The organism is Bacillus sp. EKM202B (assembly GCF_011066025.1).
Taxonomy (GTDB): domain Bacteria; phylum Bacillota; class Bacilli; order Bacillales; family Bacillaceae_G; genus Bacillus_A; species Bacillus_A toyonensis.
Map to the genome: position 1 here is coordinate 134,062 of NZ_JAAMNK010000005.1, position 24,445 is coordinate 158,506.

Here is a 24,445-nt window from a genome sequence, read left to right on the forward strand (position 1 = left end):
CAGTTGATCTCCCACCTAACCTCTTTGTTGAGGTAGGAGTCTTACTGCTGGTTAATGCGGGATAAAACAATATGTGAGGAGAGAAAAAATGAATCAACGTGTAGAAGCTGTTGATGCAATTCGTGGTTTCGCTTTATTTGGCATTTTACTTGTTAATATAACATTAATTCAATTCGGGTTATTCGCTAATGAAAAACCCACTTATATTTTCGGAAAACTCGATGAAAGTGCTAATTGGTTTATTCAATTTTTCGGCACACAAAATTTCATTTCCCTATTCTCTTTTTTATTTGGGCTTAGCATTATTTTGTTACAAAAAAGTATTATCGCAAAAGGAAAAAAGTTTTTCCCCACATATATAAGACGTATTAGCATTCTTTTACTACTAGGTTTCATTCACGGTACCTTTATTTGGTCCGGAGATATTTTATTTGCATACGGACTTATCGGGATTTTCTTAATGATGTTTATAAATAGAAAACCAAAAACATTATTGATTTGGGCAACTATTCTACTCGCACTCATTACACTTATGTCTTATCAAACTGATCCAAATACAAATATTAATGATTTTGCTCCTTATATTGAAAAAGAGCATAAAGTTCATGAAACTGGAAGCTATATGGATCATGTCAACTTTAGGTTAACTGAAAGTCCTTTCGATTATATTGGGATTAACGGTTTCTTCGGACTAGTTTTCATATCAATTTTCGCAATAATTTTTATGTCCCCACTTTTCTTACTCGGAATGTATGTAGGAAAAAAGGGCTGGCTATTTGAGATTGATAAACACATACCTTCTATCAAAAAGATTTGGCTTATCACTGGTATTTTCTCTTTTACAATTAAAATCTTAGCCGTGTTCGTAAAGCATCCAATTTTAATTATGTTACACGATGGCCTTACATCAGTAACCATGACATTCTTTTACGGAAGCACCATTATTTTATTATTCCATTACAAAAAAGCATCGCGCTTACTAACATATATGGCGAATATGGGGAAAATGTCGGTTAGTAATTACTTAGCTCAATCCATTATCACAACAACAATTTTTTACGCATACGGCTTTGGCTTATTCGGTAAAATCGGATATTTCTTCGGTATTCTTTTGACCATTGGAATTTATACAATTCAATTATTCGTTAGCACCTATTGGCTACAGAAATACCGAATGGGCCCTATAGAATATGCGTGGAGAATGGGAACTTATTTAGAGAGACCACGATTTAAAAAAGACTTGGATAAAGCAAGTTAAACAAAAAAAGCAATGAGCCTACGCTCATTGCTTTTCTTAATTTATTAAAGCATAACCCCAACAATAATCGCTGATAATATACTTACTAACGTTGCACCGTATACAAGTTTTAGTCCGAATGATGATACAACATTTGCTTGTTTGCCATCGATACTCTTTGTTGCACCTGCGATAATTCCGATAGATGAGAAGTTCGCAAATGATACAAGGAAGATAGATAAAATACCTACTGTACGAGTTGATAAATCACCAGCTACTTTTCCAAGGTCAAGCATTGCAACGAATTCGTTCGTTACTAATTTTGTTGCCATAATTTGTCCCGCTGCTAGCATCTCTGATGTTGGAATACCCATTACGAATGCTAATGGTGAGAAGATATATCCTAAAATGCTTTGGAATGTGATTCCGAAAATTGAATCGAATACACCGTTAATTGCTGTAATTAATGCTACGAAACCGATTAACATCGCCGCTACTGTTACAGCGATAGAGAAACCAAGCATAATATATTCGCCTAACATTTCAAAGAATGTTTGTTTCTTATCTTCTTGTAATTCTAAAATATCGTCTTCTTCTTTCACTTCATATGGATTGATAATATGAACGATAATGAATCCACTAAATAAGTTTAATACAAGTGCTGTTACTACATATTTTGGATCAATCATTTTCATATAAGAACCGACGATTGACATTGATACTGTTGACATTGAAGATGCACAAAGTGTGTATAAACGATTTTTCGGTAATTTGCTTAATTGATCTTTTACTGTAATAAATACTTCACCTTGACCAACAATTGCAGCTGCTACTGCATTATATGATTCTAGTTTTCCTAAACCGTTAATTTTACTTAGTACGAAACCGACTGCACGAATGATAATCGGTAAAACTTTAATATGTTGCAAGATCCCAATTAATACCGCTAAGAAAATAATCGGTAATAATACTGTTAAGAAGAATGGTGCTTGTCCATCGTTCGCTAAACCACCAAATACGAAATTAACCCCAGCTTCCGCAAATTTTAAAATAGCGCCAAATCCATCTGCAATCCCTTTTACTAATACAAATCCGACCTTTGTATTTAATAAGAAATACGCAAGTACCAATTGAATGACAAGCATAAGTGCAATTGGCTTATATTTAATTTTCTTACGATCTGAACTTATAAGGAAACCTAGTACAAACACTACAAGTAAACCAACTAGAAACATTACTATTTTCATATGTGAATCCTCCACTTCTCCCACGAGTTATTGGTCGTATAACGTATAACGAATGACGTCTGACCATTGATGTTAAAAAAATTTAAAACCCCTAAATACTATTCAACTGTTATCTAAAATCAGTAAGCGTTTACATAAATTGCAATTTATAAAAGGTAGCCTCTTCTCTCCTACCGTATTAAAAGTCTGAAATTGATACCACCTACAAATCAAATTGTAAGCGTTATCTAGAAGAAATGCAATATAAATTTTAAAAGATTTTCATATGTTAATATATTCCTAATTAATTGGTTTTTTTATGTAATTTAACCATAAAAAACGGCCCTAGCTATGAGCTAGAACCATCCTTTTTTATCCCGCATTAACTGGCAGTAAGATCCCACCTCAAAATGCAGCGAAAGCAAAGAAGTTAGGTGAGGGATCAACTGCCCGTAAATGCCCGATTGGTTCAACTAATAATCACTGGGGGATGAAGCCCCCCGCTGATTAAAGTTTCACTTTATAGCATAACACCAACGATAATCGCTGATAATATACTTACTAATGTCGCACCATACACAAGACGTAAACCGAATGATGATACAACATTTGATTGGTTTTCATCGATACCTTTCGTTGCACCTGCGATAATTCCAATTGATGAGAAGTTCGCAAATGATACAAGGAATACAGAAAGAATACCTACTGTACGAGCTGATAAATCACCAGCTACTTTGCCAAGATCAAGCATCGCAACAAACTCGTTTGATACTAATTTTGTTGCCATAATTTGTCCCGCTGTTACCATCTCTGCTTGCGGGATACCCATTACGAATGCTAATGGTGAGAAAATATATCCTAAAATAGCTTGGAATGTAATACCGAACACTGAATCAAACAAGCTATTGATTGCTGTAATTAATGCTACGAAACCAAGTAACATTGCTGCTACCGTAATTGCAATCGTGAAACCAAGCATAATATATTCGCTTAACATTTCAAAGAATGATTGCTTTTTCTTATTTTCTAACTTCAGTGTATCTTCTTCTTCCGTAATATCGTACGGGTTAATAATATGAATAATAATGAAACCACTAAATAAATTTAATACAAGTGCTGTTACTACATATTTTGGCTCGATCATTTTCATATAAGAACCAACGATTGACATTGATACTGTCGACATTGAAGATGCACATAATGTATATAAACGATGTTTTGGGATTTTACTTAATTGATCTTTTACTGTAATAAATACTTCCGCTTGTCCAACAATTGCAGCTGCTACTGCATTATATGATTCTAATTTCCCTAAACCATTTACTTTACTTAACAAAGTACCAATAGCACGAATAAATATCGGTAAAATCTTAAAGTGTTGTAAAATTCCGATTAATACTGCGAAGAATACGATTGGTAATAATGCAGTTAAGAAGAATGAAACTTCTCCTTTATTAACAAGGCCACCAAATACGAAAACGATTCCAGCTTCCGCATACCCAAGAAGTGCGCCAAATCCATCTGAAATTCCTTTTACTAAAATATAACCCACTTGCGTATTTAATAAGAAATACGATAATGCTAACTGAATTACAAGCATGAGTGCGATTGGTTTATACTTAATCTTCTTTCGATCGGCACTTATAAGAAAACCGAGTACGAATACAACGAGTAATCCTACAAGAAACATAACAAACTTCATTAATAAAATCCTCCATTTAACTCTTCATTAACGTTGAACGTCTGACCATTCAAAACAAGAAATAATCCGAACTTTCCATTTCTCCACCAAAACACTTAACTGGATATGAAAAATCATAAAACCTCTTGTCTCAAAGGCATTTTCCATTCTATCATAAATCCCAACTCATATCCGCACTTTTCTAAAAAAAATTACATTTTATTATAAAAACCTCATTAATGTTCGTCTTTTGCCCCTTTCTCCTGTTTTATAACTACACAAAAAACGAGCATCAAATTTCACTGATGCTCGTTCTATCTTTTATCCCGCTATTTGCCGGGCAGTAAAACTCCCACTGATTAAAGTTTCACTTTATTATACAGCTTTTTCTTTATCTGCTACTTCCGGCTTATCCCAACACTCTGTATTGTTCAACCCTGGAATAGACTCCGCATAAAAGACTGGATCTTTTCCTTGTTTCTTTTGCTTTACGTAATCTGATAACGCTGCGAAAGCGTACTTAGAAAGGAATACAATTGCCACTAAGTTAATAACAGCCATAATCCCCATAAATAAATCTGCTAAGTCCCAAACGATTTGAATTGTTGCTACAGATCCTAACATAACCATACCAAGTACAGCAATGCGGTATGCCGTTAATAACACTTTACTTCCATTTAAGAACTCAATATTTGTTTCACCATAGTAGTAGTTACCTACTAATGAGCTGAATGCAAATAAGAAGATTGCAACCGCTACAAATACAGATGCCCACGGTCCGATATGTTGGCTTAACGCTTGTTGCGTCAATTGAATTCCATTTAAATCAGCTGCACCAGGTACATCAGATAATAAAATGATGAACGCTGTACAACTACAAATTAATAATGTATCTGTAAATACCCCTAAAGTTTGAATGAAACCTTGTTTAACTGGGTGCGTTACGTTCGCAGTCGCTGCTGCGTTCGGTGCACTACCCATACCAGCTTCATTTGAGAATAATCCACGTTTTACTCCTAGTAAAATCGCAGCTCCTAATCCCCCACCAACTACTTCTTTAATTCCGAATGCATGTAAGAAGATTTCTTTAAATACATACGGAATTGCCGTAATGTTTGTTACAACAACGAATAATGCAACTGCTACATATATAATTGCCATTACCGGAACAATCATTTCAACCGCACGCGCAATTCGCTTAACCCCACCGAAAATAATGATTGCAAGTAAACCAGCCATAAACAGACCTACAAGTCTACTATCCATTTTAAATGCGCCATCAAAAGCTGCCGCTACTGTGTTTGACTGTACTGCATTAAAAATCAATCCGAAACTCACTGTTATTAGAACAGAGAAAACAACACCTAACCAGCGTTTCTTTAAACCCTTTTCCATATAATACGCTGGGCCCCCACGGAATGCGTTCCCATCTTTTACTTTATAAATTTGCGCTAATGTGCTCTCTACAAACGCAGAAGCACCCCCAATTACCGCAATTAACCACATCCAAAATACAGCACCTGGACCACCTGCTGAGATTGCAATAGCTACACCAGCTAAGTTACCAGTACCTACACGAGAAGCTGTACTCATACAAAATGCTTGGAATGATGATACACCGCTTTTTTCTTTTTGCGCTTTTCTTGTCTTTGAACTCGCCCCGTCCCCAAGTAGGCGAATCATTTCTCCAAAGTAGCGAATTTGGACGAATTTCACACGAAATGAAAAATAGAGTCCTAATCCAATTAACATCGCGATAATGATATATGACCAAAGGACATTATTTACATCCCCAATTACTTTAGCTAAAAAATCCATAATCGAATTGCCCCCTCTTCCTAACAATAAGAAAATTATATTCTAAAAACTTTTAGTAATCAAGAACTTTATGTTAGGTTTTATGACATGATTAAGTTAGATTTCTTAACATACATATGTTTTTCACTTAAAACTATAACCAATACGTGCATTTATCCACTACTCAATCACTCATCCTATTCGACCAATCATACTTTTAAGACAGTACGTTGCCTACAAATAACGAGAGAAATGAACAAACAAAAATTATATTAATAATTACCTTTCACCCTTCTCATCATTTACTACAACAAAAAAGGCGAGCATCAAATTCCTCTCGATGCTCGCCTTTTCATTACACTGCTTTTTCTTTATCCGTTACCGCTGGCTTATCCCAACACTCTGTATTCGTTAAACCAGGAATAGAATCTGCACTGAAGACTGGATCTTTTCCTTGTTTCTTTTGCTTTACATAGTCTGCCAACGCAGCATACGCAAATCGTCCAAGAAGTGTAATCGCAATTAAGTTTGTAATTACCATTAGACCCATAAATAAATCCGCCATATTCCATACGACTTTAAGCGTCGCAACAGAACCGAATAATACCATTGCAACTACCGCAATACGGTAAATTGTTAACCAAGCTTTACTTTGTTTAATGAATTCAATATTCGTTTCACCATAATAGTAGTTTCCTAGAAGTGAACTAAATGCAAATAAGAAAATAATAATCGCTAAGAAGCTACTTGCCCATGGGCCGATTTGTGAACTTAATGCGTTTTGTGTTAATTCAATACCTTCTAAATTTGTTGCTTTATATGCACCAGAACATAATACGATAAACGCTGTTGATGTACATACTAAAAATGTATCTACTAAAACCCCGATTGTTTGAATAAAACCTTGTTTCGCTGGATGCGTTACATCAGCTGTTGCTGCCGCGTTCGGCGCACTACCCATACCTGCTTCATTCGCAAATAACCCGCGCTGAATACCAAATTTCATTGCAGCACCGATACCGCCACCTACAGCTGAATCTAAACCGAATGCACCTTTAAAGATTTCTGTAAATACATCTGGTATTAAATAGAAGTTTTTAATAACAACGAAAATAGCTACTGCAATATAAATAAGTGCCATTGGCGGAACAATCATTTCTGACATACGCGCAATACTTTTCACACCACCAAAAATAATAACTGCAACTAATGCCGCTAATACAATCCCAACAATATAACGCTCTAAACCGAATGCATTTTCAAATGCTAACGTAACTGTATTCGCTTGTACTGAGTTGAAAATTAAACCGTAACTAATTGTGATTAGAATAGAGAACCAAATTCCCATCCAACGTTTATTTAAACCTTTTTCCATATAATAAGCAGGACCACCACGGAAGCCACTGCCATCTTTTATTTTATAAATTTGCGCAAGTGTACTTTCCACGAAACTTGAAGACGCCCCGATAATTGCAATAACCCACATCCAAAATACAGCTCCTGGTCCTCCCATAGAAATAGCTAGCGCTACACCAGCTAAGTTTCCGATACCGATACGAGCTGCTGAACTCATACAGAACGCTTGGAAAGAAGATACGCTACCCTTTTTACGTGTCTTACCAGTTAGTCCATCACTCATTAATCGAACCATTTCTCCTAAATGAGTAATTTGTACGAATTTTAATTTAATAGAAAAATAAAGCCCTAAACCAATTAGCATTGCAATAAGAACATATGACCAAAGAATCGTATTCGTTGATGAAACGAATTGATCTAAAATATTCATACAATTAACCCCTCCTTTTCTCCATAAATCGAATTATATTCAAAAAATATTCAAAAATCAACATTTTTCGACATCTTATAACTTCCAAATATTAGGTTTCTCTACGTAAATACATCCTTCTTTTATGACTCCACTTTCAGTAGCTGTGCATACTAAAACAAAAAATAATTTCATAAACAACACCATTGACAAAAATATATAACTGTAACTATAATAGTTACATCATGTTGTAACTAACCTAATTACATTACATTCATTCATTTCAGATATACACTTTAACAAAACACTTTGGAGGGATTTATTATGAAAATCGGAATCATCGGAGCAACTGGTAAAGCTGGAAGCCGTATTTTAAAAGAAGCATTAGATCGTGGACATGAAGTTACTGCAATTGTAAGAAATGCTGCGAAAATTACAGAAAAAAATGTAAAAGTTTTAGAGAAAGATGTATTCGCTCTTACATCTAACGATCTACAAGCATTCGATGTAGTTGTAAATGCTTTCGGTGCTCCAGCAGGACAAGAGCATCTTCACGTAGATGCAGGAAATGTACTGATTGAAGCTGTGAAAGGTGCACCACATACAAAATTACTTGTAGTTGGTGGAGCTGGAAGCTTATTTGTAGACGAAGAGAAAACAACACGTGTATTTGATACACCAGGTTTCCCGGGCGAATACCTTGCAACAGCTCAAAACCAAGGTAAAAACTTAGAAATCTTACAACAAACAAATGACATCACTTGGACATTCATCAGCCCTTCTGCACTATTCGCATTAGGAAAACGCACTGGCTCTTACACAGCTGGTAAAGACAATCTTCTTGTTAACTCAAAAGGCGATAGCTATGTAAGTTACGAAGACTTCGCAGTAGCAGCACTTGATGAAATCGAAAATCCAAAACATGTGAACGAACGCTTCACAGTAGTTTCTGAAGCTGAATAATACGAAAAAGCTCGTAAAACATTATGTTTTACGAGCTTTTTTATTTTTTAAGCTTTTACCTCTTGTATACCTTCTGTTCTTTCGAAACCTTGTTTCGTAATTTTAAAGAATACGTCATGTATACCATACTCAAATAACATACCATTAAATTGTTCTGTCAATGCTTTCGTATTTTCCATTCCTTCTAATCCATGTATATAAAAAGCATCGGCAAATGCCAATGCTTTTTATACTATCTTTTAATTTGATTTGGTTTATGTGGTTCGTTTGGAGTATACGGTTTATTCGGTTTCTGTGGTCCTTCAGACTTTTTCCAACTCACCGCTAATTCCGGACTTGTTTTCTCTTCACTACGTTCTAATAATACAACCGCATTTTGAATCGTCGGTGTTCCTTTATGCGCAATCCCTTGTAATTTCGTTAAATTTCCTGATACTTTAAAGCTAAATCCACCTGCTGGTGTTTGTTTTGGAATTAAAATGCGGAACTTTTCTCCTACATTAAATTCATTTTTTGCTTCGCCTTTTTCATTTACAAATTTCACACCAGCTGGTGCACCTGTTGCTTGCACTTTATACGTTCCGCTTTTTGCATTCGTTTCTACTGTATATAAACCTGTTTCAAAGAAATCATTTTTCAATACTGCTTCTTGTTCTTCTGTAGGAGTTACACTCATCGTAATTTCTTGTAACTCTTCACTCGCATTTGCCTTTGCAACTATGTCTTTCGTTACTTTCTCTACGTTTTTATTACGGAAATCTAAATCGTTAATATCGATTTGTTTTAATGCATTCCATACTGCAAGCTGTGTTGCGTAATGTGCTTCTCTCCAATCGGAAACGCCTAATTCTTGCGGACTCTTTTGTGGATATCCATTTAATAGTACACGGTACACGTTAATATCCACTTTTCCCATTTCCGGTAAATCTTGACCACTTGGAGATTTCAAATCTACATTTAAGCAAAATGCAATTTTTCCATCTGCCGTTTTAATAAGCTCTGTTCGGATTGGTCTTTTCTTTGACTTACTATAACTCCAATCCATTTCATACTTTGTATGGTCCATAACTTCTGCAAATGCTTTTTGAAGTGGGAATAATACAAATAAAACACTTAAAAAAACAGCTAAAAGTTTGAACGATTGCTTTATATTCATGTTTTACAACCCCTTATGAAATAACAAATTTACTAATAAGTAGTATTTAGTTAGAATTTTTTTTTATACATAAACACAACAAAAAGAGTGCAAATAATTTGCACTCTTTTTCTCTACTTTAATCTTAGAAATCGAAGTTATCAGGATCTGGACCAACGCGGTGATTTTGGTTTAATGCATCGATTTTTTCCATATCTTCTTTTGTTAATTCAAAGTTAAATACATCAGCATTTGCAATAATACGGTGTTCTTTCGTTGATTTTGGAATTGTAATAACTCCATTTTGTAAGTCCCAACGTAAGATAACTTGCGCTGTTGTTTTACCGTGTTTATCAGCAATTTCTTGTAATGTTTCGTTATCTAATAATTGACCTTGCATAAGTGGTGACCATGCTTCCATTTGAATACCTTGTTCTTTACAGAAAGCTTGTAATTCTTTTTGTGTTAAACGAGGGTGATATTCTACTTGGTTAATCATTGGCTTAATTTCTGCATCTTTCATTACATCTTGTAAGTGATGAATTTGGAAGTTACTTACGCCAATTGCACGTACACGCTCTTCTTTATAAAGTGTTTCTAGCGCTTTCCATGTATCTTTATATTTTCCTTCTACAGGCCAGTGAACAAGGTATAAATCTAAATAATCTAGTTCTAATTTTTTTAAGCTCTCTTCATATGCAGCAATTGTTTCGTCATATCCTTGATCTGCGTTCCATACTTTTGAAGTGATAAATAATTCTTCTCTTGAAATACCAGTCGCTTCAATACCTGCACGGATTCCTTCACCTACAGCTTTTTCATTTCCGTAAATTGCAGCTGTATCGATGCTACGGTATCCTGCTTTAATCGCTGATTTAATTGCTTCTACAAGTTCTGGTCCTTCTTCTACTTTAAATACACCTAAACCGAACCAAGGCATTTCTACACCATTATTTAATACTGTTTTACTTTGTAAGTTTTTCATTTTATTTTCTCTCCTTTTATCCCGCATTAACGGGCAGTAAAATTCCCACTTCAAAATTCGGCTGAAGCAAAGACGTTAGGTGGGAGATAAACTGCCCGTAAACGCCCGATTGGTTCAACTAATAATCATTGGTGGAAGAACACCCCCACTGATTAAAGTTTCACTTTATTTTACTTGATCTCTTTTTTCTAATGTCATACTCCATGCTGTTAAAATAACAGCACCTACTACCATAAGGCCGCCTACCCAAGCAGTATGGATTAACCCTAACGAATTCGTTACAAGGCCACCTATATAAGAACCTAAAGCGATTCCTCCGTTAAATGCGGCAATATTAATTGCTGAAGCAACATCAACCGCACTTGGAACAAAGCGCTCTGCCAATATAACTACATATACTTGTAGCCCCGGAACATTCATAAACGCGAATAGTCCCATGAAAATAATTGTGATTAATCCAGCTACTTTAAACGGCGCTGTAAATGTTAAAACAAATAATATAATCGCTTGAATAAGGAACATGTAGAATAGCGCTCGAATTGGATTATGATTCGATAATTTTCCGCCGACCATATTCCCTATCGCAATGGCGATTCCATACACTAATAAAATGATGGTAACGGTACTTGCTTCAAATCCTGTTACTTCTTGTAATAACGGTGATAAATACGTAAATGTTACGAATGTACCGCCGTATCCAAGTGCAGTAATAATGAAAACAAGTAACAGTCTTCCATTTTTAATTAGTTTAAATTGATCACGAAACGATACAGGTACACCATTTTTTAAATTAGATGGGACGAGTATACTATTTGCGATGAAAGCAATAATTCCAATTACAACGATCGCCATAAATGACACTCTCCAGCCAAACTCTTGACCGATAAATGTTCCAATTGGCACACCAGTAATAGTCGCGACTGTTAATCCAGTAAACATAATCGCAATTGCGCTAGCACGTTTATTCTCTGGTACGATTGCAGCCGCAATTGTAGATCCTATCGACATAAACACACCGTGTGCAAATGCAGCTACAATCCTTGCGATAATTAATACAGTGAAGCTTGTTGCTACCGCCGCAATGCCATTACCAATAATGAAAACAACCATAATCCACATTAATAATGTCTTTCGCGACATACTAGCCGTTAACGCTGTTAAAACAGGAGCTCCTACTGCCGCTCCTAACGCATATAAGGAAACCGTTAAACCAGCTGTTGTAACCGAGACATTTAAATCTTTTGAAATAGATGGTAGTAAACCGACACTAATAAACTCGGTCGTACCAATCCCAAACGCACTAATTGCTAGTGCTAATAAAGCAAACATACTTCTTCGATTCGTCTGAACTTCCGAAGATGGTACTGTATATGAACTCAATTGAATTCCTCCTTATTACAAGAAATCCAATCATAATAGTATGATAAAAGGGCCCTTCTATCTTCTAAAACATATATTTCATACTTACAAATGCTATTATGAATGGTTTCATCCTTTTTTTGAAGAACGCACTTTAAAGTACGATAGGCACCAAAAAGTAACATAGTCACTTTTCAGTACCGTACTACTCATTTGCCTCTTACATGTGCTATTATGAAACATATTTAACATAATAAAAAGTACGTACTTTAAAGTGCTATAGGTACTAAAAAGTAACATTTATATTATTTAACTTACTTCGCTCACAAAAGGAGGGTTTCATATGAAGAAATACAATATTCCTGTAGAGGCGACTTTAGAAGTTATCGGCGGCAAATGGAAAGTTGTTATTCTTTGTCACTTAACGAAAGGTACAAAGAGAACGAGTGAACTAAAACGCTCAATGCCTGGTATTACACAAAAAATGTTAACGCAGCAATTACGTGAATTAGAAGACGACGGCGTTATTCAAAGAAAAGTATACAATCAAGTCCCACCAAAAGTAGAATATTCTCTTACTGATTACGGTTGGTCTTTAGAATCGATTCTTGATTCTCTTTGTTCTTGGGGCGAATGCCATCTTGAAAAAGAAGGTAACACATCGATGCTAATTGCGGAAGGTGAATAATAGGAAAAAGGAAAAAACGAACATGAATTTGTTCGTTTTTTCCTTTTTTTCTATATATATATATGTACATTTCTAACTGAAACAAAATATTTTATACGCTTTCATACCTTGTCAGCACTACGTTATACACTCAATATCAAATAATTAGGAATCATTTTTATGTTAACATAGGTGTATATAGTATATAATATAGGATATATATTATATACACTTTCCGGTAACGGAGCTTTTCCATTATGCGGACAAGCCATATATCGGACAGTTCATAAATAATAAGTAAGACGTTATGGTTTTAGATTTATGTTTGCAGCTTAGTTGCTGTCATAAATTTAAAGGCATTTTATTGTGTTTTGTGAAACTTTGTATAAAGTTTCGTAAACGGTTACTATCTTACTTATAAAAAATAAGAGTATTGCTATCGTAAAGGAGAATTGGAGATGCCAGAAACTATGACTCAAACAAAGCCAGAACAAGAAACTGTACAAATTTCTGCTAGCCAAGGACAACTTGATGTACTTGATCAGTTGTTAAAACCTGAGGTACAAGAATCATTAACAACACTAGTAGAACAGCTTCCAAAATTAACTGAGCTTGTTAACATTTTAACTAAGTCTTATGACTTCGCTCAAACTGTTGCTACTGATGAAGTATTAAAAAGCGACACTGTTGGTGCAATCACAGAGCTTGTAGAGCCTGTAAAAGATACAGTGAAAAGCATGGCTGCAACTGCAATCGAAGCGAAAGATCGTGCTGACGAAAGCAACGAAGTTATCGGCCTATTCGGTCTATTAAAATTACTAAAAGACCCACAAGCACAAAAAATGTTCCGCTTTGTGAACGCATATCTTCAAATTAGTGCAGAACGTAACAATAAATAAGTTAACTTATAACAACAATTAGTAAAGACGGGGGATATCATACTATGTCAAAACAAATTGTCATCTTAGGCGCTGGTTATGGCGGTCTTCTTGCCGCTTTAAACGTACGTAAATTTTACAGCAAATCAGAAGCACAAGTTACAGTGATTAACCAATACCCAACACACCAAATCATCACTGAACTACATCGCCTTGCAGCTGGTAACGTTGCTGAGCAAGCAATTGCAATGCCACTTACAAAGCTTTTCAAAGGTAAAGATATCGATCTTAAAATCGCAACAGTTGAGTCATTCTCAGTTGATAGCAAAGAAATCAAACTAGCTGGTGGCACTACATTATCTTACGATGCACTTGTAGTTGCTTTAGGAAGTAAAACTGCTTACTTCGGTATTCCAGGACTAGAAGAAAACAGCATGGTATTAAAATCTGCTGCTGATGCAAACAAAATCTACAAACACGTTGAAGACCGTATTCGTGAATACGCGAAAACGAAAAACGAAGCGGATGCTACAATCGTAATCGGTGGTGGCGGATTAACTGGCGTTGAGCTAGTTGGTGAGCTTGCTGACATTATGCCTAAACTTGCAAAAAGCCACGGCGTAAATCCAAAAGAAGTTAAACTTCTTCTTGTTGAAGCAGGTCCAAAAATCCTTCCAGTATTACCAGACCACTTAATCGAACGTGCAACTACTAGCCTAGAAGCACGCGGTGTTACATTCTTAACTGGTCTTCCTGTAACAAACGTTGCTGGCAATGAAATCGACTTAAAAGACGGTCAAAAACTTGTTGCTAACACATTCGTTTGGACAGGCGGCGTACAAGGTAACCCATTAATCGGTGAATCAGGTCTTGAAGTAAACCGTGGTCGTGCAACAGTTGATGCATACCTACAATCTACTTCTCATAAAGACGTATTCGTTGCTGGAGACAGCGCTGTTGTCTTCGCTCCAGACGGACGTCCATACCCACCAACTGCACAAATCGCTTGGCAAATGGGTGAGTTAATTGGATACAACTTATACGCAGCACTAGAAGGCAAAGCATTCGAAGAGTTCGCACCTGTAAACTCTGGAACGCTTGCTAGTCTAGGACGTAAAGATGCTGTTGCTACAATTGGAGCAAGCAATACTCCACTTAAAGGCTTACCAGCATCATTAATGAAAGAAGCAAGTAACGTTCGTTACTTATCACACATTAAAGGTCTATTCAGCTTAGCTTACTAATCTGAATATAAGCCCGAATCATGCCCTGCATGGTTCGGGCTATTTTTATCCCGCATTAACGGGCAGTAAAACCTCCACCTTAAAATCCAGTGAATGCAGGGATGAAGTCGGAAGATTAACTGCCCGTAAAAGCCCGATTGGTTCAACTAATAATCAGTGGGGAGGAACAACCCCCCACTGATTAAAGTTTCACTTTATCCGTAATTTTCTCTAACTTATTTATTCGGCAGAAGAATCGTATAACCCTTTTAATTATCTAAATTTACTGATTATTTTATGTCTAAATTGTGTATATGAAAGGATGGAAGTATCCTTCCTACTCCCATCCCCTTCACACAAACTATTCTCCTAATTTCACAAGGCTGTAGTTCTTCTTCCCTTTACGAATAATAATAAATCTTCCATCAAATGAATTTTCTACAGTAACATCCGTACCTACATCCGTTACTTTCTCACCATTCATAGAAATCGCACCGTTATTAATGTCTTCACGAGCTTGACGTCTAGATGGTTCAATCCCTAAATCAACTAGCCACTCTACAATATTTTTCGTCTCTTTGGAAGACTGGAATGTCGGCATCTCTTTAAAGCCTTGTTCAATTTCATCAGCTGTTAACGATTTAATATCTCCGCTAAATAATGCCGAGGTAATTTTCACAGCTTGCAATAATGCCTCTTCTCCATGAACGAATTTCGTCATTTCTTCGCCTAACACTTTTTGCGCTTCACGTTTATGAGGCTCGGCTTCTACCTTCGTTGCCAATTCATCAATTCGCTCTTTCGCTAAGAATGTAAAGTATTTCAAGTATTTAATTACATCACGATCATCTGTATTCACCCAGAACTGGTAAAATTCAAATGGCGTTGTTTTTTCAGCATCAAGCCAAACCGCACCACTTGCTGATTTTCCAAATTTCGTACCGTCTGATTTTAATAATAACGGAATTGTTAGTCCAAATACTTTCGCCTCATGTCCTTCTAACTTACGAATTAAATCTAACCCGCTCGTAATATTTCCCCATTGGTCACTACCACCAATTTGCAGTTGAACATCTTCTTTCGTGTATAAATGATGGAAATCCATCGCTTGCAAGATTTGGTACGTGAATTCTGTAAAAGAAATGCCTGTATCTAAACGACTTGCTACAATATCCTTCGCTAACATGCTATTGATACTAAAGTTTTTCCCGTAATCACGTAAAAACTCAATAATGTTTATTTCATGTGTCCAGTCGTAGTTATTTACCATCTTCACTTCGCTATTTCCACCGAAATCAAATAGCTTTTTCATTTGCGCTGTTAACGCATCTACATTATGCTGCACTACTTCTAAAGTTTGCAGTTGACGCTCTGATTGACGTCCACTTGGATCACCAATTGTTCCTGTTGCCCCGCCAATTAAAATAACCGGATGATGACCAGCTAATTGGAATCTCTTCATCATCATAAACGGAATCAAATGTCCGATATGCATACTATCACCAGTTGGATCTACTCCGCAGTATAGTGAAATCTTTTTCTCTTCTACTAACTTACGTAAACCTTCTTCATCCGTCTGTTGATTCACAGCACCGCGCCATTCTAATTCATCAATAATATTCATCTTTTGTCATCCCCTTTATTTTTTTAAAACAAAAAAGCCCCTATGTCTATGACATAGGGACGATTATTCACCGTGTTACCACCCAGTTTGCATAAATAGCATAGCTATTCATACCACTCTTAGCAATAATATCGATTGCTACTCCGCTTAGCGTTACCTAAGATACTCCAGAGTGTAATTCACAAGTTTGTTTGTGCTAGGTTCCAGCAACCCCTAGCTCTCTTTGATAACAGTGACAAACTGCTACTGGGCTCTTTCAACGTATGTTATTTGTTAAATTATTAGCCATTATATTGAATTGAAAACAAATTGTCAACAATACCCAAATGTTATTTTAAAATAATTCATACTTTTATACGCTTTTAATTCAAAAATTATTGTAGATCTTCTCCAATAATCCTTACTTCTCTCTCTAACTTCACACCGAATTTTTCTTCAACTGTCTTTTGTACGAAGTGAATTAAATCGATGTAATCTTGTGCTGTTCCATTATCAACATTCACCATAAATCCAGCATGTTTTAATGAAACTTCTACTCCGCCAATTCGCTTTCCTTGTAGTCCTGATTCTTGAATCAACTTACCAGCAAAGTTATTTGGTGGGCGCTTAAATACACTACCGCATGAAGGATATTCTAAAGGTTGTTTCGATTCACGCTTATACGTTAAATCATCCATTTTTTCTTTAATCTCTTCATGTACACCTTCTTCAAGTTCAAATCTCGCTTCAAGAATAATGTAATGATTGTTCGCAAATACACTCTTACGATATCCAAATTCAAATGCTTCTTTCGTTAAAGTGCGTAACTCTCCATCACCTGTCATTACGACAGCTTCTGTTAATACAAACGATACTTCACCACCGTAGGCACCAGCATTCATATATAATGCTCCGCCAACTGAACCTGGAATGCCACAAGCAAACTCAAGACCTGTTAAATTGTGGTCTAATGCAATACGTGATACATCAATAATTGCTGCACCGCACTGTGCTACAATCGTTGTTCCTGTTACAGTAACACCTGTAATATGAATTAAACTGACCGTAATTCCGCGAATCCCACCATCTTTAATAATGACATTTGATCCATTTCCTAAAAACGTAACTGGAATATTATATTGGTTAGCATACTTAATAACTTCTTGAATTTCATCATAATTCGTAGGCGCAACGAACACATCTGCTTTTCCGCCAACTTTAATATGCGTATGATTCTTTAACATTTCATCTTGTGTAACATGACCTTCAGGCAATACCGTACTTAAATATTTATAAACCTCTTGCATATTCATTTTACGATTCCTCTATTTCTATATTCTTTTTATCCCGCTATACGGGCCCATAATATCCCCACATACATGAAATGAAACTAAAGTGGTGGATACAGTGTACCCAAAATCAATTCGAGACACCTATAAACCTCTTAAATTATAAGAGGTGCCACTCATATTAAAATATATATTGCATAATAAAGCAACCCAAATGGACTACTAAACTTGACATGTCATCAGAAAGACAACAATTTGTAAAATATATAACTTTTATAAAACACTATCCTTCAGTATCTTACTATACCACACGAAAATAAAGTGGTATTTTTTTGTAATCTTTACTTTATTTTCTTCAATATAAAAAAAGAGCACATCCCACAGAATGCGCTCTTTCTATACTCTTTATATTACTTTTCGTTCTCTTCTTTTTCCTTATCAAACCATAATAGTTCATCGTCATCAACTTCACCATTATAATTGATTAAAATCTCTTCTCCAGCTTTTATATCCTTATAAGCAAAGAAGTTAAACGTATGGTTCTCGAAGACGATATCATACGTTGCATTCGGCTTATATGAATGATTAAATAACATGCCGTATCCTAAAAGGAATGCCGTATGATTTACCCCATACTCAAATGCGTAGTCAGCAAGTAACGTTTTCTCAATATGTTCATGCTGTTCATTCGGATAAGAGATAACTGGTGCTGAGTGTATCAACTCACCCTTTTTAATATCACGAGTTGCAAATACACCTCTATTAAATTCTCCATCACTAAGTTCAGAAGTCTTAACTTCGATCATATGCGTCACCTATATAATTCTTTCTTTGAAGTATTTTATCTCGCTATCCGCGAGATTTAACTAATAATCAGTAGCTATTAGTTAAATTTTATCTCCTTAAGCTTGGCAGAAAACTCATAGAAAAGCAATTAAATTCCTATCAAGTATTCGTTCAACTGAAAAAGAGCACATCATTTGTGCTCTTTTTCAGCGATATTATTTTTCTAAAATATCTTCTAGCAACTTCACTTGCTCACTAACAGTATGTAGCGTCTTCACCGACGTATCATTTCGATTCTTCTCTTCTTCAATACTTGCTAACACTTCTTCCGTAGCTGCAGAAGTTTGCTGAATTACGTTAGAAGCATGTGTCACATCTTTAACGATATTCGTCGTTTTAACTTGGAAATTTTCTTGATGACCAACAATCTCTCTCATTACATCATTAATCGTATCAATAAACTTCCCTAAATCCGTTACATTCGTTAAAACACTTGCTAACATTTCGTTACACTCTTCTTGTACTCTTTCTGACTTCTCTACCTGCACTTCTACTTTACTTGCTTGATTACTAAACTCCTTCAAAATCCCTTGAATTCTCCCCGCAGAACGATTCGATTCTTCAGCAAGCTTCAACACTTCATTCGCTACAATAGCAAAACCTTTTCCATGTTCTCCTGCCCTTGCAGCTTCAATATTTGCATTTAAAGCTAGCAAACTCGTCTGACTTGAAATATTCGTTATTACATCTACAATTTCATTAATTTGTTTCGATTGTGTCATCAATTCTCTAAATATCGTTTCTGATTGTGAAACAACATCATTTAAACTTCTCATGTTAGCTTCAAAATTTCTTAAAGTGTTTACACTACCCTTTGAGATTTCCAAACTTTTATCAACACGCATCGAAGCATTTCTTACTTGAGAGATGATTTGGTCAATATTTCCCTCCATATCATTCAATACTTCTACTGAACGTGACATCATCTCTGATTGTGATTGAGTACCAACTGCCACTTCTTCAAAAGCAAAATTAATTTCACTCATCGACTCCATCGACGTGTTCATATTCTGTCTTAAATGATTGAAATTACTATCTAACTTCACAACAGTTTCCTCAATAAGCCTTTGCGTTTCTTCTAACTCCTGAGCTTTCTTCATCACTGCTTGCTTCTCATCACTTAAACGAGCCAAAAGATTAGAACCAATCTTTGTGACACCCCACATTGCGATCGTTACAATCGCTAACAAGCTTGCAAAATTTGCAGCTTCAGATGATGCTGTATAAGCAAAAAATTGATTTGGCCAATAACTACAAAGTATAAATGTAACAACAACTGCTACCCCGCCAAGAATTAAAATAAGACGTTCACTCAAATAAATAAGTGAAACCGCTAATGTAAAATAGACCATTTGAAATACAGCTGGGCTTTCATTAAATGCTTGTACCATAATGAAAGACATAATAAGTAGCATACATGTCATGATGTATTTATACATCGCTTCCATACTTTCTATAAAAGTAAGCAGCGTTCCAAATACTACGATAGAAATACCACACATCCAAAATGCTATTGCTCTCTCTGTAAAAATATATCCGTAATACCCAATCGCGATTACCCCAAGGAAGAAACTGCAAATCGTGATAAACAGCAATAAATGATTTTTCTGTGATTCTTTCTCAAGGTTAGAAAAACAAGTTCTCTTTAACCACTCCATATATGAAGCCCCACCTTCTCATACGTATCGATTACTTCAGCTTGAATACCGCACTCACTGGGTTATGATCGCTATTTTCAAACTTCAAATCTTTCCCTTCTACATTTACAATTTCAACATTCGGTGAAACGATAAAGCCATCAATAATCGTGACAAAGTTTTCACCTTCCACGTATTTCTTCACATCATCTCTCACAGTCATAACAGACGGATCTACAGCCCACTTAAAGCCACCATCAGTAAAGTCCTTCGGTAACTCTACTAACCACTCAGGACGCTCCTTCACGAACTTCGGATCACTTAACTGAGCGTTAGAAATTAATTGATTCCAGTCTCCGCCCATTATTACATAATCACCATTTTTATAATGTTTGTTCATATATTCTTTTAAATACTCCACTTGTTGCTTTCTAATTTTTCCGCCTTCATCATAAGCAGACAAATGTAAATTTACGAGTCTAACAAATTTTCCATTATTAACAGGAATTTTATGTTCAACAATCGCTCGGTCTAAATCAAATAAACGCTTTGGCCACGGCTCCATTCCTGGTAATTGGAACCTCTTCGCTGTTTGAACTGTATATTTAGAAAATGTACTTAGTCCAGCATCAGCATATCCCATTGGACTTGTGATTGGTACCGGAACCCATTTTGTATCATAGTTCTTTCCGAACGAAGAAGCATAATCAGGCAGTCCTTTTTTCAAAAATTCATGCCCATTTATATCAAATGATCTCATTGATTTTATATCTACTTCTTGTAATAGCGTAAAATCACTATTCTCATTTTGTAAAAACGAAAGCATATTCTTTAAATTCGTTTCCGTTTGTTCTTTACTACTTGAACCAGACCCTTTTCCCCCATCCATAAAGAAGTCTTGATCCTTATCTAGTCCAGCATATCCAATATTAAACGTTGTAACTTTAAATTCATTTCCCTGCGCAATTACGCGCTCCTTATTGTTTTCCACCTTCAAGCTTATAACATCAGCTGGCTGTTCTTTTGTAAGTGTCATATACGCTAAAAACCCACCTACAACTCCCACACCTACTAAAATACATATAAGTACTATTTTTAATAACTTTTTCAAACAAACGACTCCTTTTCTAAAACATACGATTTTATTTTTCTTTATTTTCAGTCAAATAAAAAATGACAGATATACGAAACATTTTATCACACTGAAAACCTTATATCACTATATTTAGTTTATAAGTAATTATTCCCTATCTTAAACGATTAGAGAACTACAAAATACACCAACTTCTTCACTGGAAATCAAACGCAATCTTTAGTACACTATATGTAATAATTATAGGCGATGGAGTTCGCCATAACCGCTGCTTAGCTAATGACTCCTACCAGTATAACTACTGGTAGGAGTCTATTTTTTTGAGCAAGCTATTTAAAGAGGTGAGGAATTTGATTTATATTATCGTCGGTATAGCTGGTATATTAGGAGCCCTTTCTCGTTATTATTTAGGTCTTACTATTCATGAATTTTGGCATCATTCATTTCCATTAGCTACATTACTCATTAACTTAATCGGCTGCTTCTTATTAGCATGGCTGACTACATATGTTGCACGGCTAAACATCTTACCTTCGGAGGTTATCACAGGCATCGGTACTGGATTCATCGGTTCTTTTACGACGTTTTCAACATTTAGTGTAGAAACCATGCAATTAATTAATCATTCTGAATGGAGCATGGCTTTCTTATATGTATCATGTAGCATACTTGGCGGTCTCATTATGTCTGGACTTGGCTATACACTAGGTGATTTCTTAATTAAGAAATCAGTTACGGAAGGTGATCACTTATGATGGAAGCTTTATTAGTGGCAACTGGAGGGTTTTTCGGTGCGATTACACGATTTGCAATTAGCAATTGGTTTAAAAAAAGAAATAAAACATCCTTTCCAATTGCTACATTCCTTATTAATATAACAGGAGCATTTTTACTCGGGTATATAATTGGCAACGGAGTCACTACAGGCTGGCAATTATTATTAGGAACTGGATTTATGGGCGCATTCACAACGTTTTCGACATTTAAATTAGAATCCATTCAGCTTCTCAATCGCAAAAAAATTTACACATCCCTTTTATATGTAAGTACTACTTACATAATCGGTATCCTCTTCGCATTCCTTGGAATGAAGCTCGGTGGAATATAAAAAAGCGACTCTATTGAGTCGCTTTCTTTCATAAGAAGTAAGTCCCGCCATATGGAATGGAAAGTAAACCCGCTGGATACACATCATAATGCACACTTTGCATTGGAAATTGTGAGTATTGCATATACTGTCCTTGCATTATTTGTGCAAAATATGCTTGTTGCTGCATTTGAATCACTTGATTCACAGCATGAATTGTCCCCTGTGCCCCGGCTAGCGTTATAGCCGCCCCTACTTGTCTACCATTATAAAAATAATGATTCATCATTATTCAGCTCACTTATTATTTTTCTTCCATATGGTATGTTTCTATTTCATAGTGAGTATTTTGTCCGGATTGGGGAATCCATCACTAATTAAGCTTCACTTTATCTATTACTTTTTCTCAGCTTTGAAGTAATACATCCAAATAGTAATACACCAATACCACTAAAGAACAATACATAACTTACCGGTACTAGGAAAAAGAAAGGTTCTTCAAGAAATCCATCCGCTCCAACTTTACTGTTTGAAGCATGTATAGTTAAAGAAATAATCGCTAAGATCATGAAAGAAATAGCTACTACGTATTTATTTTTCATTTTACATTCTCCTCTATTCATATAATTCTTCTTAATTAACATCATATTATCCAAAACAAAATCATTAGTCAATAATATTTTATCGTTTTGCAATAAATTATTATTGAATAGAATGAAAATAAAAGGTTTATGAAGCATCTTAAATTGCCTCACAAACCTTTTATAGACAATAAATATTTACACTTCAAACTTCCTGCTTAATACAACATACATTGCGCAAAATAGTACGAATATCCCAGCATAAATTAACAAAACCTCTACACTAAACACATCAGCCAAAGGACCAAATATAATCATCCCTAAAGGTAAAGCACATGAATTTGCAATCTGTACGAGGCTAAACATTCTGCCATGCATAACTGGATCTACTTTCTCCTGCAATAACACAGTAACTGGCGTATTAAAACATGGCATTGTTATATCAATTAAAAAATTAAAGACTAAATACATAATAAATACCGGTGCAATTCCTAGTCCTACCATAAGCAGACCATATAACGCACAGGCCAGCGCTGTTGTATGCATACGATTACGGAAACCACCCCATGCTGCAATCAGTACGCCACCAGCTGCTGCACCAGCACTAAAGGTCATCTCACTAGCAGTAAGTCTCCACATTTCGGCCCCGAAAGAACGAGTTACCATTAAAGGTGTTAAAAAAGCAGCTGGACTTATTAAAATCATGACGATAATTAATAAAACGATTAGCCTTTTAATAAATACATTTTCTTTTAAATAAGAGAACCCTTCTTTAATTCCTTGTAGATTAGATTTTTGCTTATTCTCTGCATTCACATGTCCCTCTACTTGAATGATAAGCATAATACTAATTCCAATCATAGCCGTAATAACATCAATAAAAAATGTTGTTTCAATGCTGGCAATAGAAAGAATCGTAGCACTTGCTGCTGGAGAAAGAAACATAATTAAAGATGTAATACTACTATTTATCCCATTTACTTTCATAAGATAATCTTTCGGAACAATTTGTGGAATTAACGCATTCACAGCCGGCGTTTGTACACCTGTACCAGCTGAGCGAATGAGTAATACTATAAACAGCATCCAAATACTTTTATATCCTGTTAAAAATAAAATTGCCAAAATTAACGTAGCAATCGCTATAATCCCATCCGATAACATAATCATCTTTTTACGGTCATAACGATCAATCCACACACCAGCAAATAAAGATATCGCAATTTGTGGTAGAAAACCGCAAACAGTTGAAATGGTCAACATCACCCCTGATGATGTTGTAAGGGTGATATACCATATAATCGCGTATTGCACGAGAGATGAACCGAACAACGAAATAGTTTGAGCGGTCAAAAATAATATAATTTTCGTTTTCCAATTGTTTTCACTCATA

23 protein-coding genes, 1 riboswitch and 1 other annotated feature are annotated in these 24,445 nt (G+C 35.5%); of the genes, 7 read left to right on the forward strand and 16 right to left on the reverse strand.

Going from position 1 to position 24,445, the window contains the following annotated elements; all coding sequences use genetic code 11:
• Positions 1–88 precede the first annotated feature (88 nt).
• Positions 89–1,258 (forward strand): DUF418 domain-containing protein, encoded by a 1,170-nt coding sequence (locus G9F74_RS08985; RefSeq protein WP_001076342.1) that lies wholly within the window; start codon positions 89–91, stop codon positions 1,256–1,258.
• A 44-nt stretch (positions 1,259–1,302) separates the two neighbouring features.
• On the opposite strand, the gene G9F74_RS08990 is transcribed toward G9F74_RS08985, so the two are convergent.
• From G9F74_RS08990 to G9F74_RS09005, 4 genes are all read right to left on the reverse strand, one after another.
• Positions 1,303–2,484, reverse strand: a complete 1,182-nt coding sequence (locus tag G9F74_RS08990; protein WP_000706852.1) for a NupC/NupG family nucleoside CNT transporter — start codon at positions 2,482–2,484, stop codon at positions 1,303–1,305.
• Positions 2,485–2,983: 499 nt separating this feature from the next.
• Positions 2,984–4,165, reverse strand: coding sequence for a NupC/NupG family nucleoside CNT transporter (locus G9F74_RS08995; protein WP_000673857.1), 1,182 nt, complete (start codon positions 4,163–4,165; stop codon positions 2,984–2,986).
• Positions 4,166–4,519: 354 nt separating this feature from the next.
• Positions 4,520–5,962 (reverse strand): alanine/glycine:cation symporter family protein, encoded by a 1,443-nt coding sequence (locus G9F74_RS09000; protein ID WP_000346394.1) that lies wholly within the window; start codon positions 5,960–5,962, stop codon positions 4,520–4,522.
• A 334-nt stretch (positions 5,963–6,296) separates the two neighbouring features.
• Positions 6,297–7,727: an alanine/glycine:cation symporter family protein gene (locus G9F74_RS09005; RefSeq protein ID WP_001022880.1), complete on the reverse strand. Its 1,431-nt coding sequence runs from the start codon at positions 7,725–7,727 to the stop codon at positions 6,297–6,299.
• Between the two features lie 303 nt (positions 7,728–8,030).
• Between G9F74_RS09005 and G9F74_RS09010 the strand changes: the two genes are divergently transcribed.
• A complete protein-coding gene (locus G9F74_RS09010; RefSeq protein WP_000689915.1) occupies positions 8,031–8,669 on the forward strand; it encodes an NAD(P)-dependent oxidoreductase in 639 nt (212 codons plus the stop codon).
• A 47-nt stretch (positions 8,670–8,716) separates the two neighbouring features.
• Here G9F74_RS09010 and G9F74_RS09015 read toward each other — a convergent pair whose 3' ends face one another.
• From G9F74_RS09015 to G9F74_RS09030, 4 genes are all read right to left on the reverse strand, one after another.
• Entirely contained in the window at positions 8,717–8,848 is a 132-nt protein-coding gene (locus G9F74_RS09015; RefSeq protein WP_002093070.1) for a hypothetical protein, read from the reverse strand.
• Positions 8,849–8,901: 53 nt separating this feature from the next.
• On the reverse strand, positions 8,902–9,825 hold the full coding sequence (locus G9F74_RS09020; protein ID WP_001022548.1) for a thioester domain-containing protein: 924 nt from the start codon (positions 9,823–9,825) through the stop codon (positions 8,902–8,904).
• 124 nt (positions 9,826–9,949) lie between these two features.
• Positions 9,950–10,789, reverse strand: a complete 840-nt coding sequence (locus G9F74_RS09025) for an aldo/keto reductase (protein ID WP_000793554.1) — start codon at positions 10,787–10,789, stop codon at positions 9,950–9,952.
• Positions 10,790–10,954: 165 nt separating this feature from the next.
• Positions 10,955–12,118, reverse strand: coding sequence for an MFS transporter (locus G9F74_RS09030; RefSeq protein WP_002049375.1), 1,164 nt, complete (start codon positions 12,116–12,118; stop codon positions 10,955–10,957).
• Positions 12,119–12,491: 373 nt separating this feature from the next.
• Between G9F74_RS09030 and G9F74_RS09035 the strand changes: the two genes are divergently transcribed.
• From G9F74_RS09035 to G9F74_RS09045, 3 genes are all read left to right on the forward strand, one after another.
• On the forward strand, positions 12,492–12,836 hold the full coding sequence (locus G9F74_RS09035; RefSeq protein WP_000760481.1) for a winged helix-turn-helix transcriptional regulator: 345 nt from the start codon (positions 12,492–12,494) through the stop codon (positions 12,834–12,836).
• A gap of 437 nt (positions 12,837–13,273) precedes the next feature.
• Entirely contained in the window at positions 13,274–13,714 is a 441-nt protein-coding gene (locus G9F74_RS09040) for a DUF1641 domain-containing protein (protein ID WP_001115309.1), read from the forward strand.
• Between the two features lie 44 nt (positions 13,715–13,758).
• A complete protein-coding gene (locus tag G9F74_RS09045) occupies positions 13,759–14,937 on the forward strand; it encodes an NAD(P)/FAD-dependent oxidoreductase (RefSeq protein WP_000043190.1) in 1,179 nt (392 codons plus the stop codon).
• A 340-nt stretch (positions 14,938–15,277) separates the two neighbouring features.
• Here the strand turns inward: G9F74_RS09045 and tyrS are convergent, their stop codons facing one another.
• The 5 genes from tyrS to G9F74_RS09070 all read right to left on the reverse strand — a co-directional run bounded on the left by tyrS (position 15,278) and on the right by G9F74_RS09070 (position 21,402).
• Positions 15,278–16,540, reverse strand: a complete 1,263-nt coding sequence (gene tyrS / locus G9F74_RS09050) for a tyrosine--tRNA ligase (protein ID WP_016107218.1) — start codon at positions 16,538–16,540, stop codon at positions 15,278–15,280.
• Between the two features lie 52 nt (positions 16,541–16,592).
• Positions 16,593–16,809 (reverse strand) — a binding site (T-box leader).
• A gap of 105 nt (positions 16,810–16,914) precedes the next feature.
• Entirely contained in the window at positions 16,915–17,832 is a 918-nt protein-coding gene (gene murB / locus G9F74_RS09055) for a UDP-N-acetylmuramate dehydrogenase (RefSeq protein ID WP_001057110.1), read from the reverse strand.
• A 386-nt stretch (positions 17,833–18,218) separates the two neighbouring features.
• Entirely contained in the window at positions 18,219–18,614 is a 396-nt protein-coding gene (locus G9F74_RS09060; protein ID WP_000573656.1) for an SET domain-containing protein, read from the reverse strand.
• Positions 18,615–18,809: 195 nt separating this feature from the next.
• Positions 18,810–20,312: a DUF4077 domain-containing protein gene (locus G9F74_RS09065; protein WP_016107219.1), complete on the reverse strand. Its 1,503-nt coding sequence runs from the start codon at positions 20,310–20,312 to the stop codon at positions 18,810–18,812.
• A gap of 31 nt (positions 20,313–20,343) precedes the next feature.
• The gene (locus tag G9F74_RS09070; protein WP_016107220.1) at positions 20,344–21,402 is read right to left on the reverse strand and encodes an endonuclease/exonuclease/phosphatase family protein; all 1,059 of its coding nucleotides are present in this window, start codon (positions 21,400–21,402) and stop codon (positions 20,344–20,346) included.
• 218 nt (positions 21,403–21,620) lie between these two features.
• Positions 21,621–21,680, forward strand: a riboswitch (Fluoride riboswitch).
• 54 nt (positions 21,681–21,734) lie between these two features.
• Between G9F74_RS09070 and crcB (G9F74_RS09075) the strand changes: the two genes are divergently transcribed.
• Both crcB (G9F74_RS09075) and crcB (G9F74_RS09080) read left to right on the forward strand, forming a co-directional pair.
• Positions 21,735–22,139, forward strand: a complete 405-nt coding sequence (crcB, locus tag G9F74_RS09075; RefSeq protein WP_016107221.1) for a fluoride efflux transporter CrcB — start codon at positions 21,735–21,737, stop codon at positions 22,137–22,139.
• A complete protein-coding gene (gene crcB, locus G9F74_RS09080) occupies positions 22,136–22,492 on the forward strand; it encodes a fluoride efflux transporter CrcB (RefSeq protein ID WP_000969609.1) in 357 nt (118 codons plus the stop codon). Before crcB (G9F74_RS09075) ends, crcB (G9F74_RS09080) begins: the two co-directional genes overlap by 4 nt.
• Before the next feature lie 28 nt (positions 22,493–22,520).
• On the opposite strand, the gene G9F74_RS09085 is transcribed toward crcB (G9F74_RS09080), so the two are convergent.
• The 3 genes from G9F74_RS09085 to G9F74_RS09095 form a co-directional block, all read right to left on the reverse strand.
• Positions 22,521–22,760, reverse strand: a complete 240-nt coding sequence (locus G9F74_RS09085; protein WP_016107222.1) for a DUF3947 family protein — start codon at positions 22,758–22,760, stop codon at positions 22,521–22,523.
• Between the two features lie 100 nt (positions 22,761–22,860).
• The gene (locus tag G9F74_RS09090) at positions 22,861–23,073 is read right to left on the reverse strand and encodes a DUF3955 domain-containing protein (protein ID WP_000792613.1); all 213 of its coding nucleotides are present in this window, start codon (positions 23,071–23,073) and stop codon (positions 22,861–22,863) included.
• A 177-nt stretch (positions 23,074–23,250) separates the two neighbouring features.
• A complete protein-coding gene (locus G9F74_RS09095) occupies positions 23,251–24,444 on the reverse strand; it encodes an MFS transporter (protein WP_016107224.1) in 1,194 nt (397 codons plus the stop codon).
• Position 24,445 lies beyond the last annotated feature (1 nt).